Origin of the sequence: Hymenobacter persicinus (genome assembly GCF_004167665.1) — a bacterium.
GTDB lineage: Bacteria > Bacteroidota > Bacteroidia > Cytophagales > Hymenobacteraceae > Hymenobacter > Hymenobacter persicinus.
This window is the reverse complement of record NZ_SEWE01000034.1, coordinates 1-13,692: the sequence shown is the minus strand read 5'-3', so window position 1 is coordinate 13,692 and position 13,692 is coordinate 1. Positions and strand designations below refer to the sequence as shown.

At 64.3% G+C, this 13,692-nt stretch carries 12 protein-coding genes; 5 read left to right on the top strand and 7 right to left on the bottom strand.

What is annotated here, in order from left to right; genetic code table 11:
• Positions 1–7 precede the first annotated feature (7 nt).
• The 5 genes from EWM57_RS15015 (at position 8) to EWM57_RS21805 (ending at position 6,883) form a co-directional block, all read left to right on the top strand.
• On the top strand, positions 8–775 hold the full coding sequence (locus tag EWM57_RS15015; RefSeq protein WP_129921978.1) for a creatininase family protein: 768 nt from the start codon (positions 8–10) through the stop codon (positions 773–775).
• 196 nt (positions 776–971) lie between these two features.
• Positions 972–3,590, top strand: a complete 2,619-nt coding sequence (locus tag EWM57_RS15010) for an MGH1-like glycoside hydrolase domain-containing protein (protein ID WP_129921977.1) — start codon at positions 972–974, stop codon at positions 3,588–3,590.
• Between the two features lie 411 nt (positions 3,591–4,001).
• Positions 4,002–5,525 (top strand): hypothetical protein, encoded by a 1,524-nt coding sequence (locus EWM57_RS15005; RefSeq protein WP_129921976.1) that lies wholly within the window; start codon positions 4,002–4,004, stop codon positions 5,523–5,525.
• A gap of 354 nt (positions 5,526–5,879) precedes the next feature.
• Positions 5,880–6,572: a VIT1/CCC1 transporter family protein gene (locus tag EWM57_RS15000; RefSeq protein WP_129921975.1), complete on the top strand. Its 693-nt coding sequence runs from the start codon at positions 5,880–5,882 to the stop codon at positions 6,570–6,572.
• A gap of 182 nt (positions 6,573–6,754) precedes the next feature.
• Positions 6,755–6,883: a hypothetical protein gene (locus EWM57_RS21805; protein WP_262708252.1), complete on the top strand. Its 129-nt coding sequence runs from the start codon at positions 6,755–6,757 to the stop codon at positions 6,881–6,883.
• Between the two features lie 269 nt (positions 6,884–7,152).
• Here the strand turns inward: EWM57_RS21805 and EWM57_RS14995 are convergent, their stop codons facing one another.
• From EWM57_RS14995 to EWM57_RS14965, 7 genes are all read right to left on the bottom strand, one after another.
• Positions 7,153–7,389, bottom strand: coding sequence for a hypothetical protein (locus EWM57_RS14995; RefSeq protein ID WP_129921974.1), 237 nt, complete (start codon positions 7,387–7,389; stop codon positions 7,153–7,155).
• A gap of 199 nt (positions 7,390–7,588) precedes the next feature.
• Positions 7,589–8,044 carry an ankyrin repeat domain-containing protein gene (locus EWM57_RS14990; protein WP_165370535.1) on the bottom strand — a complete coding sequence of 152 codons (456 nt, stop codon included), beginning with the start codon at positions 8,042–8,044 and terminating at the stop codon, positions 7,589–7,591.
• Positions 8,045–8,221: 177 nt separating this feature from the next.
• On the bottom strand, positions 8,222–9,268 hold the full coding sequence (locus tag EWM57_RS14985) for a bile acid:sodium symporter family protein (RefSeq protein WP_129921972.1): 1,047 nt from the start codon (positions 9,266–9,268) through the stop codon (positions 8,222–8,224).
• A gap of 138 nt (positions 9,269–9,406) precedes the next feature.
• Positions 9,407–10,453, bottom strand: a complete 1,047-nt coding sequence (locus tag EWM57_RS14980; protein ID WP_129921971.1) for an LLM class flavin-dependent oxidoreductase — start codon at positions 10,451–10,453, stop codon at positions 9,407–9,409.
• A 92-nt stretch (positions 10,454–10,545) separates the two neighbouring features.
• Positions 10,546–11,337 (bottom strand): hypothetical protein, encoded by a 792-nt coding sequence (locus EWM57_RS14975; protein ID WP_129921970.1) that lies wholly within the window; start codon positions 11,335–11,337, stop codon positions 10,546–10,548.
• A 6-nt stretch (positions 11,338–11,343) separates the two neighbouring features.
• The gene (locus EWM57_RS14970; RefSeq protein ID WP_129921969.1) at positions 11,344–12,249 is read right to left on the bottom strand and encodes an aldolase/citrate lyase family protein; all 906 of its coding nucleotides are present in this window, start codon (positions 12,247–12,249) and stop codon (positions 11,344–11,346) included.
• Positions 12,250–12,326: 77 nt separating this feature from the next.
• A partial coding sequence (locus EWM57_RS14965; RefSeq protein ID WP_129921968.1) for an MFS transporter occupies positions 12,327–13,692 on the bottom strand: 1,366 nt, incomplete at its 5' end.

Genomic DNA, 13,692 nt, shown 5'->3' with positions numbered 1-13,692 from the left:
TGCCGCTATGTCACCGCGTCCTTACATTCTGGCCGAAACCACCTGGAAAACCGTCCGGGAGGCGAATTACGAAGTAGTGGTGCTGCCCTGGGGCGCCACCGAGGCCCACAACTACCACCTGCCCTACGCCACCGACAACTTCCAGAGTGACTACGTGGCGGCCGAGGCGGCCCGGCTGGCCTGGGAGCAGGGTGCCAAGGTGGTGGTGCTGCCCGGCATTCCGTTCGGGGTCAACACCGGCCAGCTCGACATCACGCTCGACATCAACCTGAACCCGAGCACCCAGCTGCTGATTCTGCGCGACGTGGTGCAGGTGCTGGCCCGGCAGGGCATTCCGAAGCTGGTGGTGCTGAACGGGCACGGGGGCAACGACTTCCGCCAGATTCTGCGGGAGCTCCAGGCCGAGTTTCCGACGGTGTTCTTGAGCACGCTCAACTGGTTTCGGGCCGCCGACCGCACCGCATTCTTTTCGGCCCCCGGCGACCATGCCGACGAGCTTGAAACCAGCGTCATGCTGCATATTGCTCCCGACCTGGTAAGCCCGTTGGCCGAGGCCGGGAGCGGGGCCGCCAAGCAGTTTCGCATCCAGGCCCTGCGCCAGGGCTGGGCCTGGGCCCAGCGCGAGTGGAGCCAAGTATCAGCCGACACCGGGGTGGGTGACCCGGCCGCGGCCACGGCCGAGAAGGGCGCGGCCTTTTTGGCGGCCGTGACGCGCAACATCAGCCAGTTTCTGGTCGAGCTGGCCGCGGCCGACGTGCGGGACTTGTACGAGTAGCGGGGTAGGGAAAAGGGTAGGAGCGGGGCGCCAGAAATGCATCCGCGGCCATAACCCTGCGCCCCGAAAACGAGTACCCCACAACTTCACTTACCCGGGCCCACGCCCGTCGGGCCGCACTCCGGCGGGCGCCAGTGGCCCCGCCGCTTTCTTACATCGGGATATTCTTATATTCAGGAACCCGAGCCCCCAACCTATGACGCAGGAACAACTACGCTTACTCGAGTCGAATGCCCAGAAGGCGCCGTGGAAGAAGTTTGGGCCCTACCTGACCGAGCGGCAGTGGGGCACCGTGCGCGAAGACTACAGCGCCGACGGCAACGCCTGGGACTTCGTTACCCACGACATGGCCCGCAGCAAGGCCTACCGCTGGGGTGAGGAAGGCATCGGCGGCATCAGCGACGACCAGCAGCGCCTGTGCTTGAGCGTGGCGCTCTGGAACGGCCAGGACGAGATTCTCAAGGAGCGGCTCTTCGGCCTCACCAACGGGCAGGGCAACCACGGCGAGGACGTGAAGGAGCTCTACTACTACCTCGACAGCACGCCCACCCACTCCTACATGCGGATGCTCTACAAGTATCCGCAGCGGGCTTTTCCCTACCAGCAGCTGCTAACTGAAAACGCCGCCCGCACCCGCCAGGAGCCCGAATACGAGCTGCTCGACACCGGCATCTTCAACGACCGGCGCTACTTCGACGTGTTCATTGAGTACGCCAAGGCCAGCGCCGAAGACATCCTGGTGCAGCTGACGGTGCACAACCGCGGCCCCCGCCCGGCCCGGGTGCAGGTGCTGCCCCAGCTCTGGTTTCGCAATACCTGGAGCTGGGACACCCGGGAGCCCCGTCCCACGCTGCGCGAAGCCCGCCCCGGCGCCGTGCACGCCGACCACCCCACGCTGGGCCGCTACTACTTCTACTGCGACCAGGCGCCCCGGCTGCTGTTTTGCGAGAATGACACCAATGGTGCCCGGCTCTACGGCCTGCCGGCCAAGGGCATGCACTTCAAGGACGGCATCAACGACTACGTGGTCGACGGCGTGCGGGGCGCCATCAACGCCGAGCAGCAGGGCACCAAGGTCGCGGCCCAGTACAAGCTCACCATCAAGCCCGGGGAAAGCCAGACCGTGCGCCTGCGCCTGAGCCAAAAGGAGTTCGACGACCCGTTTGCTACCTTCGACCAGCTGCTGGCCACCCGCCAGCAGGAGGCCGACGAGTTCTATGGCTGCCTGCAGGAAAACCTGCCCGACCCCGACGCCCGCAACGTGCAGCGCCAGGCCTTTGCCGGCATGCTCTGGAGCAAGCAGTTCTACTACTACGACGTGACCCAGTGGCTCGACGGCGACCCGGCCATGCTGCGGGCCCCCGCGGCCCGGCGCCGGGGCCGCAACAGTGCCTGGCGCCATCTGCACAACGCCGACATCGTTTCCATGCCCGACAAGTGGGAGTATCCGTGGTACGCGGCCTGGGATTTGGCTTTCCACTGCATCCCGCTGGCCATGGTCGACGCCGAGTTTGCCAAGCAGCAGCTGCGCCTGCTCACCAAGGACTGGTACATGCACCCGAGCGGACAGCTGCCGGCCTACGAGTGGAACCTGAACGACGTGAACCCGCCGGTGCACGCCTGGGCCACCTGGCGGGTGTACCAGATGGATAAAAAGCTCAACGCCGGCCTCGGCGACGCGGCTTTTCTGGAGGCTGTCTTTCACAAGCTCACGCTGAACTTCACGTGGTGGGTCAACCGCAAGGATAAGAGTGAGCGCAACATCTTCGAGGGCGGCTTTCTGGGCCTCGACAATATCGGCGTGTTTGACCGCAGCGCCCCGCTGCCCACCGGCGGCTTCATTGAGCAGAGCGACGGCACGAGCTGGATGGCCATGTTTGCCCTGAACCTGATGCGCATGGCCCTGGAGCTGGCCAAAACCAACCCCGTGTACCAGGAAATGGCCGGCAAGTTCTTCGAGCACTTCCTCTACATTGCCGACGCCATGACCCGGGGCGGCGACGGGGAATTCAACCTCTGGGACGCCGAGGACAAGTTCTACTACGACGTGCTCCACACCCCTGACGGGGAGCGAACCAAGCTCAAAGTGCGCTCCATCGTGGGACTGATTCCGCTGTTTGCCGTGGAGGTGATTGAGCAGGATCTGCTGGATCAGATGCCCGAATTCACGGCCCGGGCCCGGTGGCTGCTCGAAAACCGGCCCCACCTAGCCAAGCTGGTCAGCCGCTGGGAAGAGCCCGGCAAGGCGGCCCGGCACAAGCTTTCGTTGATGCGCAAAGACCGCCTCAAAAGCCTGCTCAGCCGCATGCTCGACGAGCGGGAGTTTTTGTCAGAGTTCGGTATCCGGGCCATGTCGCGCCACCACTTGGAGCAGCCCTACGTGTTCAGCACCGAAGACACGGATTTCACGGTGCAGTACGTGCCGGGCGAGGCCGAGTCGAGCATGTTCGGGGGCAACTCCAACTGGCGCGGCCCGATCTGGTTTCCTATTAACTACCTCATTATCGAGTCGTTGCAGCGGTTTTACTTCTACTACGGGGAGAAGTTTACGGTGGAATACCCCACCGGCTCCGGGCAGCAGCTCAACCTGCAACAGGTGGCCCACGAATTGGCCGGCCGCCTCAACCGGCTGCTGCTCAAGGATAAAAAGGGCCGCCGCCCGGCTTTTGGCAACTACCGGTTGCTGCAAACCGACCCCTACTTCCGGGACAATATCCTGTTCCATGAGTACTTCCACGGCGACAACGGCCGCGGTATGGGCGCCAGCCACCAGACCGGCTGGACGGGCCTGATTGTGCGTTTGCTCCAGCTCTAACTGCCCGGCAGCGCCCAGCGCGTCAGGGAGCAGCAGCAAAAAAACTGGGCATACGCGCGAGGCGGAGTGGCGGCGGCAACCGTAGAAACCCGCGCTTGTGAATAAAAAGTATGGTTGAGAATTGGTGGGCTAAATTACAGTAAATCAAAGATTTGGCATCTGTAAAAAACTAGGTGCGGCGGGCGTGTTGGCGGGCGTGAAGGCGGCAGCTAGGTAGAAATGCGTGGTTCGGGAATCGGGTGTTTTCGCCTGAAAGACGGCGGGAGCGGGGCGCTAGGTTTGTCTCAGCAATTGGATGTGTCAACGGCCAAACCGGACCGGGACGCACACTTCCAAAGGCCGGGCACACGCCGAACAGCCCTTTCCAAAGTAGGCACCCGCTACCCCTCTTTTCTCCCCCAACCGTTCACCATGGAAACCCAGACCCTCCAACCCCGCCAGACGAACGTGGCCACCCGGCCCGGCGCCATGTATGCTATTCAATCAGTAGGTGCCGGCGGCCCGATTGTGCCCATCCAGAACACGTTCTTCCAGGAACTCAACAAGCAGGCCCAGGATACCGTCGTCAAAAATTTGGGTATCAATGACATGGTGCCGGTGGATGAGGGAGCCCTCGGCGACTTTCCCTGGTTCTGGAACAATCTGGGCGTGTTCAACCTCAACACCTACCAGTGGCTCAACAACGTGTTCAGCTACAATCAGGCCGGCGGCTACGTGCAGGCCGCCAGTTCGGAGCTGACCACGGCCTACTTCAACGTGGTGTCGGGCATCACCTACCAGCTCTCGGCTGAGGATCAGGCCAGCCTCAACAACGCCGTCAACCAGAACGCGGCCGTGGCCAACACGCTCTACAATGACTGGATCAGCTTTGCCGGTCCGATTCCGGCCTCGGCCAACGCCACTACGATGGCGGCCAAGATGGGCTATATCACGAGCCAGGTAATACTGTGGGGCGCCACGGGCCTGACGCTGGGCGCTCTGCGCAGCAGCCAGGACCCGATTTCCCTGTTGCCCAACATGCCGCTGGGCTCGGAAACGGTGGTCAATGACCTGATGACTTACCTGGCTAACACCAGCGCCGTGGCCGGCATTCAGTCGTCGGTGCTCTCACGCAACAACCAGCTGGCCAACCTGCGCAAAAACCTGCAGCCCGCCCCGGCCACGGCCACCCAGGGCTGGATACAGGCCGCTGGCGCCAACGGTACGGTGCTCATCGAGCCCGGCATGAACATCGCCGAGCCCATTGGCGCCATCCAGAACGCGCTGTACCCCACCAGCGGCGGGGCGAGCTTCTCGGTGACGATGAACGTGAGCAAAGTTGACCAGAACACCGTGCACGTCACCGCGGACGGTGGATTCGGCGGCAGCGGCTCCATCGGCTGGTTTGGCATCAGCGGCAGCGCCAGCGCCTCCTACAACATGTTCTCTTTCAGTCAGCAGACCGAAAATTGCACTGTGACGATGACGTTCAACGGCGTGACCAAAGTAACGCCAACCATGGCCCCCTACGACATCTCTTCGAGCACGGGCTGGTGGCTGCCATCGGTCATCAAGCAGGCGGTCAACTTCGACCCCAAGGTGGGCGGCTACCAGTTCACGATTCCCACGTCCTACGACTTCGGCACGGATGGCACCTTCGGCATCATTTCAAGCCTGATCATCAGCCAGCTGCCCACGTTCGAAATGACTTACACCAGCACCGACTATTCCTCGTTCCAGGAAGTGTTTCAGGAGCAGTCGTCGTGGGGCGTGTCGTTCCTGGGCATTCCGCTGGCCGGCGGCTCCCAGTCGTATTACAAGTCGACGCTGAGCCAGAACTCCACGGCCGGCACCATCACCGTGACCATGTCGCCGCCCGCCAACTCGACGCCCGTACCTACGCTGGGGCAGGTCGCCTTCGTGGTGGGCGCTGAAATGCAGTGGCCGTCGGCGTAAGTCCGGCAATGCTTCGGCCGGTACCGAGTATCAAGAACGCAAAAAGCGCCCGGCACCAGTGCCGGGCGCTTTTTTTGGCGGCCGCGGGCAGTCCGCAACTGGTCAGAGCGAGTAGCGGGTTTACTTGAAGCAAAACGGTTGGAGTCGTGGGTCTTTCCGATTGCGGGTCGTGAAGAGCGTAAGCTAGTGGGTACCGTGGTAAGCAGGAGGACCGATGCCGGCATGTTTGCTTGGATGCTGCGGCGCAGACCAACTGCGCTACTGCCCGGCTCGTAGCCGCCGGCGTACCTCGTTCGTATACAGCTGGTTCTCACGAATCAGCCTCTACTGTTCCACCACCAACAACTATCGCCGATGCGCCACGACGAAAACCACCGCACTCACCGTATTGGCTGGCTCCGCGCCGCCGTGCTTGGCGCCAACGACGGTATTATCTCCACGGCCAGCCTGATGGTGGGCGTGGCCGCCGCCAGTGCCTCCCGCGACAGCGTGCTGGTGGCCGGCGTGGCCGGGCTCGTGGCCGGGGCTATGTCAATGGCCACGGGCGAGTACGTGTCCGTCAGTTCGCAGGCCGACACGGAGCAGGCCGATCTGGCCCGGGAGCGCGCCGAGCTGGCGGCCGACCCCGAAGCCGAGCATCGGGAACTGGCAGCCATCTACGTGGAGCGCGGTCTGGCCCAGCCCCTGGCCGACGAAGTAGCCACCCAGCTCATGGCCCACGATGCTATTGGCACCCATGCCCGCGATGAGCTGGGCATCACCGATACGGCCGCCGCCAACCCCATTCAGGCGGCACTGGCTTCGGCCGGTACATTTACGGTGGGCGCCGCGCTGCCGCTGCTGGTCATTCTGGTTTCGCCCGTGGCCTTGTTAACCTGGACGGTGTCGCTCACGTCGCTGGTATTTCTGGCCGCGCTGGGGGGCCTGGCCGCCTACGTGGGCGGCTCGGGCGTGCTGAAAGCGGCGGCCCGCGTTACGTTCTGGGGGGTACTGGCCATGGGGCTCACCGCCCTGATTGGCCACCTGTTCAACGTCACCACCGCCTAGGCGTTTGCCCGACCTTATCTGTGCTGTCAGCTATCCGGCAAAATCTCTCCTTCTGAACGGCACTCATCTTCACCGGCTTCTTAATTGTATTCCCAGCCTGGGCAGTCTGTTTGGCCTGCTGTTGCTCTTCGTCGCGGTGATTCGGCGCCAAGAACCCCTAATCAGGGCTGGTAACGTAGGTCGTGGCGGCCCTGCTGACCATTCCTACCCAACTGACGGGTGAAGGCGCGGAAAAGGTGGTGGAAGACCGGCCCAGCGTGACGCACGCCTTGATTCACGAGCACGAGGAGGCGGCCGAGGTGAGCTTGTAGGCCATGGAAGCCACTGGCGCTGGCAATCCTGCTGGCCCGCCGCCGCGCCAACGTCCGGCTGTATTCGCCCCAGCCATCTTATCCTATTTCAGCAGTTCCGCTACGGATTCTCCCTCTTCAGCCCGGCTGAGTTTCGCCGTGGGCCGCGCCGTCATCAGGGTGCCGTCTTTAGCACCTCCATTTAATAGCTTCCCGGCGTCCAGGACATACGCGCCAACCGCCCGGCGTGTCACCAGGCCCTGCCGCCTTTGCGGGGCGGCCAACGCAGGTTAGTTGTTGCGGTCGGTGAGCAGGGTCAGTTGGGCCGCCATTTCGGCCGGGCCCTGGTACACTAGGCGGCCATTTTTCAACGAGCCGGCGTACACTTCCACCTCGGCCGAGTTGTGGGGCACAAAGACGCGGACCGATTCGCGGTAGCCCGGCCGGATGTAAGTGGCCCCGGCTACGGCCGAGTCGGGACTGGCAATTTCGTAGAAACCGGCGTTGGCGAGCTGGGCATTGAGCATTGGAATCGGGGATTGATTTCAGGGTGCCAAATGCAATTGAAACTAGGATAGTTCATCTACTAAATAAAAATATTTCGATACTTGCTTAGGCTGCGTTGTTGGCGCTACGCTTTGCCGTTCAGCTAATTAGGGGCTGAATACAAAAAAAACGACCGGGCAAGTTGCCCGGCCGTTGCCGTAGTCACGCTTTTGCGCCCGACTACTTCAATTTAGCTTCAATCAGCTTGATGACTTCGGCGTTGCCGCTTTCCTTGGCCGCGGCCAGCGCGTCCTTGCCGTCGTCGTCCTTGGCTTTGGCATCGGCCCCGTTGGCGAGCAGCAACTCTACCACGGCCTTATGACCCTTGCCGGCAGCCGCCATCAGGGCCGTGGCCTTGAATGCATCGGGCTGGTTGATCTGGGCTTTGTGCTTGAGCAGGGCCTTAACCACCTCCAGGCTGCCGTTGTTGGCGGCCGTAATCAGGTAGGTCGTGGGAAAGCCGGGCACTACTTCGATGGCCGCGTTAGGGTCGGCGCCGGCCGTGAGCAGGGTTTCCACCTGCGGGGCGTTGTTTTTCATCACGGCCGTGAACAGCTCTTTGTTATTGGGCGGCGTGGCCAGGGCCGCGGCGCTCAGGCACAGCAGCAGGGAAAGGAACAGAAAACTCTTTTTCATGAAGCAAACAGGCGGAGAATAGGTCAGCACAAGCTGCAAAAGTACAAAACCGACCGGCTTCCACCAACAGCCCCGGCAAATGAGCATTACCGGTTCAGCTTGCCCCAGTAGCGCAGATTTTCCATCGGATCAGCCGGCTATAGGATAGGTTAATCACGATATTGTGCAGAATTGTAGTCAAGCTGCCTCTGCCACTGCTTCCCGTCGACCCATTTGCTGGGCCATGATGCTGGCCAGGATAATCTGGAGGGCGTGGTAGAGCATCAGGGGCAGGAGCAGGGCCCCCAGCGCCGCGCCCGGAAACAGCAGGCTGGCCAGCACGCTGCCGTGCACCAACGACTTCTTGGAGCCGCAGAAAATGGCCACAATCCGGTCGGGGCGGCTAAAGCCCAGCAGTTGGCTCAGGCCCCAGATCAGGCCGAAAATCAGGAAGTACAGCGCCACCATACCCACGCCCAGGGCCAGGATATCGGTGGGCACGTAGCTGCGGAACACGCCTTCGGCAAAGGATTCGCAGAAGGAGGTAAAAACGATGAGCAGAATCGTGAGTTGGTCGAAGAGGCGCAAACCCTGGCGGTGTCGCTCGGCCAGGTGCCCAAAGCGGCGGTTGAGCAGCACGCCCGCCACCACGGGCAGGACCACCTGCCAGAGCAGACTCAGCCCCAGGCTCCACAGCTGGCCGTCGGCGGTGCCCGTGTGCAGAATAAAGCTGCACCAGAGCGGGGTGACCACAATACCAATCAGGCTGGAAATGCTGGCGTTGAAGATGGCCGCCGGCAGGTTGCCGCCGGCAATGCCGACCATCACCACCGACGTCGACACGGTGCTGGGCAGGGTGCAAAGAAAGAAGATGCTCTGCCACAGCAACTCCCCCTTTTCGGAAGTCAGGAAGGGCCGGGCCGCCAGCGCCAGCAGCGGGAACAGCACGAAGGTGGTCAGCTGCACAACCGTGTGCAGGCGCCAGTTGCGCAGGCCCGCGGCCAGCTTTTCGCCGCTCAGGCGCAGCCCGTAGAAAAAGAAAATCAGGGCCACGCCCCCGGTTGTGATGGCCTTCCAGGGCACCGGGCTGGCTTTGCTGCCGGCATCGGGGAAGAAGTAGGCCAGGGTCACGACCCCAATCAGGGCCAGCAGAAACCAGTCGAGGCCGGCGCGGCTGAGCAGGGCCACCAGCGGGTGGGCCGGCTTGTCGGGCGCCGGCGCCAGTTGGGTTGGAGTAGTACGCATTGCGAAAGTATACGGGCAAAGATGGCCAGCGTCGGCCGAACGAGCAGGAGCAGGGCAGCTGGGCCCGTCCCTGCCCGGCGCGGCTTGGCAAGCAGGCAGCTCGAGGCAGTGCCGTTGCGGTTTGGGGGCGAAACTGGGTTAGCCGGCATGGGCCAACCGGGCCGGGGCCGCCGCCTGGGGCAGCTCGAAGGCTTCGGCCAGCAGCTCGTAGGAGCGGAGCCGGTCCTGGAAGTCGTAGCAGATGGTGACGGCCACAATTTCCTCGACCCCGTAGGCGGCCGCCAGACGGGTGAACTGAGCCTTAACCTGCCCGGGTGTGCCGCTGATGATGCGCTGGTGGTGGTAAGCTAGGCGGGCGCGCTGTTCGGGGGCCAGCGGAAAGTCGCGCACCGTGGCGGGCGGGCCAATGGGCGTCCGGTCGCCCAGCTCCAGCTTGAGCATCTGCAACGCCAGGGCGTCGGCCAGTTCCTGGGCTTTTTCCTCGGTGTCGGCGCAAAAGGTGAAGATGGCCACGTTGGCCCGGGGGGCGGGCAGGTCGGCTGAGGGCTTAAACCGCTCCCGGTACAGGCGCACCATATCGGGCCCGCCAACGGGGTTGATGAAGTGGGCAAAGGAAAAGGCCGCCCCGATTTCGGCTGCAAACAGCCCGCTCTGCCCGCTCGAACTCAGCAGCCACAGCTCCGGCACCGTGTCGATAAAGGGCGCGGCCTTCACCCGGGCGTGAATGGTATCGGGCACCACCTCGTCGTGCAGGTAGGCGCGCAGGTCCATGAGCTGCTCGGCAAATTCCTCGTCGCGAAACTGGTTGTGCGGGTTCAGGGCGTGGGCCGTCACCCGGTCGGTGCCGGGCGCGCGGCCGATGCCCAGGTCGATGCGGCCGGGGTAGAGGGCTTCGAGCAGGCGGAAGTTTTCGGCCACCTTCAGGGCAGAGTAGTGGGGCAGCATCACCCCGCCCGAGCCCAGGCGGAGACGGGTGGTTTCGGCGCCCAGGCGGCCCAGCAGCACTTCCGGAGCCGAGCCGGCCAAAGAGCCGGCGGTGTGGTGTTCCGAAACCCAGAAGCGGGTGTAGCCCAGCCGGTCGGTGAGGCGGGCCAGCTCCAGGGTTTCGTGCAGGGCCTGCCGGGCCGTGCCGCCCTGCCGGATGGGCGACTGGTCCAGGACGCTGAGCTGAAGAGAAGAAGACATAGCTAGTCGGTTGCGTAAGACAAAGTCCCCGCGGCGTGGGGCCGCCGGGTTCGGTCCATAACAATCCAGCCGCATTTTTGACTTTCGGACGCCTACTGCGGGGCAGAAGACGGAGGCGTAGCCGCGGCCGTCAGGGCAGCGTGTAGCCGGCTGGCCACCCGGTCGTGGCCGGTGGGGCCGACGTAAATGCCTTCCGCCAGGAACAGGGAGTTACCCGCCGCGTCGGTATGGCCCAGCAGGTCGAGGTACGCAATGCCGTGGGCCGCGAGCTGAGGCTCGAAAAAGCCGGCCAATCGGTTGGAAAGAGCATCCTCGTAGGCGGAGCAGGGCCGCGAAACTGGTCCGGTTACCAGCAGCCGGGTGCCCTGGGTGCGGCAGAAGTCGGCCAGCTCGAGCACCAGGTGCAGGTACTGCTCAAGGGCGTACTGCTCGTTGCCGAGCAGCGTGCCCAGGCGGTAGTTGAGTTCCCGCAGCCGCCGCGGCCCCGGGGCGTAGGAAGGCGGCGCCGGAGGCCGCGGCGTAGGCCGCGCGGGGCGCACGGTTAGCAGGTCAAACCGTTCGGCGGGCACGCGTCCCCAGCGCGGCAGGTTCAGGGCGTGGCGCAGCTGGCCGGCATCATCGAGGTGCTTGTAGTAGAGCTTGAGCAGGCGCAGCACGGGCTCAGCCCGCACGTGAAACAGCAGCACGGCAATAGGCGCCTGCGCCGCCGAGGCCCGCACCCGGGGCAGGCAGGAGCCAAACCGCTCGTAGCGGATAACGTCCACCGTGACGGCGGCCGCGCCGTCGGGCTGCTCCAGGCGGCGCTTCAGGGTCTGGTGGTAGAGGCGGTCCGGGGTGATGTTGTGCTGCACCGGAAAGCAGCCGCCGAGGATAGTGAGCTTCACGGGGTGTCAGGCTTGCAGGTGGTGGCGGGCCGCCCGCAGCTCGTGCGGACTAATCAGCGCCCGGGCGGCATCGACGGCGAAGGCGGTACGGGGGCGGCGGTGGGCAGCAAAGTCCTGTACAACGCGCCGGGCCCAGCGGGCCGCGTCCAGGCGGGAGTCGGCTAACGCAGGCAGGGGACCGGCTTCTGCTCGGGCTGCGGCGCAAAGCTGGGTTTGGGCCAAGGACAGCGTAATCTGCCCCCCAATGCTGGGATAAGCTTGCAGGCGGGTGAGCATGGCCCGGTAGGCGGGCGCGTCGTCGAGCTGAAGCATGGGCGAGTTGAGCAGGCGCTTGCCCGCGCGGTGGCAGTGCCGGTCCAGAAAGTCCAGCCAGGCCCAGTACCGGGGCGAGTCGTGGTGGTGGAAGGGAGCGTGCCCGCAGCTCAGGTTGAAGTCGCAGTGTCCGAAGGCGACCAGCGCGAGGCGCGGGTCAGGAAGGGCCAGCAGGGCTTCCGCATTGGCAAAGGCTCCCGCCGTTTCCAGCACCGGAATTACGTTTTCGACGGGGCGGGGCAGCTCCTGCAGCAATTGCTGAAGCTGACCGGGGTGCTCGGCTTTGGGCAGAAATACGCAGCCCAGCGCCGGCAGCTGGGCCAGGGCCGCCAGGTCGGCCTGGTAGTCGGCGGTGCCCACGGCGTTGATGCGCAGCCCGAGGTAGCGAAAGTCGAGCTCGGGAGCCAGCGCGAGCAGTTGCTCCACAATAGCCCGGCGCTGCTGCTGCTTCAGGACCCGGGCCCGGGCGGGATTATCGTGGCTGATGCTGTCTTCGAAATCAAAGCAGACCACTCCCCCACAGGCTCTGACGCGCTGGTAAAAGGACAGAAAGCCACTTTCCCGAAACTGGGCAAAGTGGTACGCCTGAATGCCGGACATAGGATGCGGAATACGATAATGATGCAATAACCTAGTCTGCAAGATACGCGCTGTCGTCCGGGCAGTCAACTGCCGGGCTAGGCGCGCCCCAGTCCGGCGTTCGACTTGCGCAGGGGCACTTCCGGAATAAAGAGCGAGGTCACCCAGCCCGCCGCCACCAGGCAGATGGTGCACCAGTAGATGCGCGACACGGCGTGGGCAAACGCCGCCCGCAGCTCGGCCGCCGGCATGCCACCCGGGGCCAGGGCCGAGGCCAGCACGGGACTTTCCGCGGCCACGGCCGCCGGGGCCGCAAGGGAAGTTGGGGCGGCGGGCAGGGTGCCGGCCAGGGTCATTGTCAGCACGGCGCCGAGCAGGGCCGCGGCCACGGCCCCGCCAATCTGCCGGAAAAACTGGCAGGCGGCAGTGCCCTGACCCATAAAGCGGGGCTCAATGGAGTTTTGCACGGCCAGAGTGTAGAGCGGCATGGTGGGACCCAGGCCCAGACCGCAAAGCAGCACGTACACCAGTACCTGTACGTAGGCCACGGTGGGGGGCATGGTGGCCAGCAGCAGTCCGCCGAGCAATAGCAGCCCGCCGCCCAGCATCCAGCGCTTGTAGTGGCCGTAGCGCGACACCATACGGCCGGCTAGCATCGAGCCCATCACGACGCCCATCGACAGCGGAATCAGACTCACGCCGGCCCGGGTGGCAGTGGTGCCCAGCACGTTGATCATGAACACGGGCTCGAAGATGACGATGCTCAGAAACGAGCCGCCGAGCAGGAAAACGGCTAGGATGGCGGGCCGGAACACCCGGTTGCGAAACAGCGTCAGGTCCAGAATCGGGTTGGGGGAGCGCAGGGAGCGAATTACGAATAGTGTGAGCGAGGCCGCCGCCGTCGCCAGCAGCCCCAGCGTGGGCCCGGACAGCCAGCCGTACTGGGTTTTATTGAGCTGCAGGGCAAGAATAAGCGGCACCAAGCCCGCCATCAGCAGCAGGGCGGCCACGTAGTCGAGGACTTGGCGGGGGCCGCGAGGCTTGAGCTTGGGCATGCGCGAGAGGATAAACCAGAGCGCCAGCAGGCCCAGGGGCAGATTCACGTAGAACACCAGCCGCCAGCCCGCAATGCCCGGGATCAGGCCCGTGCCGTGGTCGGTGAGCAGGCCACCCAGAAAGGGGCCCAGCACCGACGAGGTGCCGAACGTGGCACCCACAAACCCCTGGTAACGACCCCGCTCGGCGGGCGGAAACAGGTCGGCAATGACGATGAAAGCCATGGCAAACAGCCCGGCTCCGCCCAAGCCCTGCACGGCCCGGAAAATAATCAGCTGGCTCATCCCGTCGCCCAGCACCGGCAGGGTGCCAAACTCACCGGCCAGACCGCACAACGCCGAGCCGAACAGAAACACCAGGATGGCGGTGACCTCAATGGCCCGGCGCGAGTACATGTCGGCCAGCTTG

Bases quoted from the DNA above. Each gene is read 5' to 3' on its own strand.
- EWM57_RS14970 (WP_129921969.1), bottom strand. From the start codon at position 12,249: ATGTCCGGCATTCAGGCGTACCACTTTGCCCAGTTTCGGGAAAGTGGC.
- EWM57_RS15015 (WP_129921978.1), top strand. From the start codon at position 8: ATGTCACCGCGTCCTTACATTCTGGCCGAAACCACCTGGAAAACCGTC.
- EWM57_RS15010 (WP_129921977.1), top strand. From the start codon at position 972: ATGACGCAGGAACAACTACGCTTACTCGAGTCGAATGCCCAGAAGGCG.
- EWM57_RS14980 (WP_129921971.1), bottom strand. From the start codon at position 10,453: ATGTCTTCTTCTCTTCAGCTCAGCGTCCTGGACCAGTCGCCCATCCGG.
- EWM57_RS15000 (WP_129921975.1), top strand. From the start codon at position 5,880: ATGCGCCACGACGAAAACCACCGCACTCACCGTATTGGCTGGCTCCGC.
- EWM57_RS14990 (WP_165370535.1), bottom strand. From the start codon at position 8,044: ATGAAAAAGAGTTTTCTGTTCCTTTCCCTGCTGCTGTGCCTGAGCGCC.
- EWM57_RS15005 (WP_129921976.1), top strand. From the start codon at position 4,002: ATGGAAACCCAGACCCTCCAACCCCGCCAGACGAACGTGGCCACCCGG.
- EWM57_RS14985 (WP_129921972.1), bottom strand. From the start codon at position 9,268: ATGCGTACTACTCCAACCCAACTGGCGCCGGCGCCCGACAAGCCGGCC.
- EWM57_RS14995 (WP_129921974.1), bottom strand. From the start codon at position 7,389: ATGCTCAATGCCCAGCTCGCCAACGCCGGTTTCTACGAAATTGCCAGT.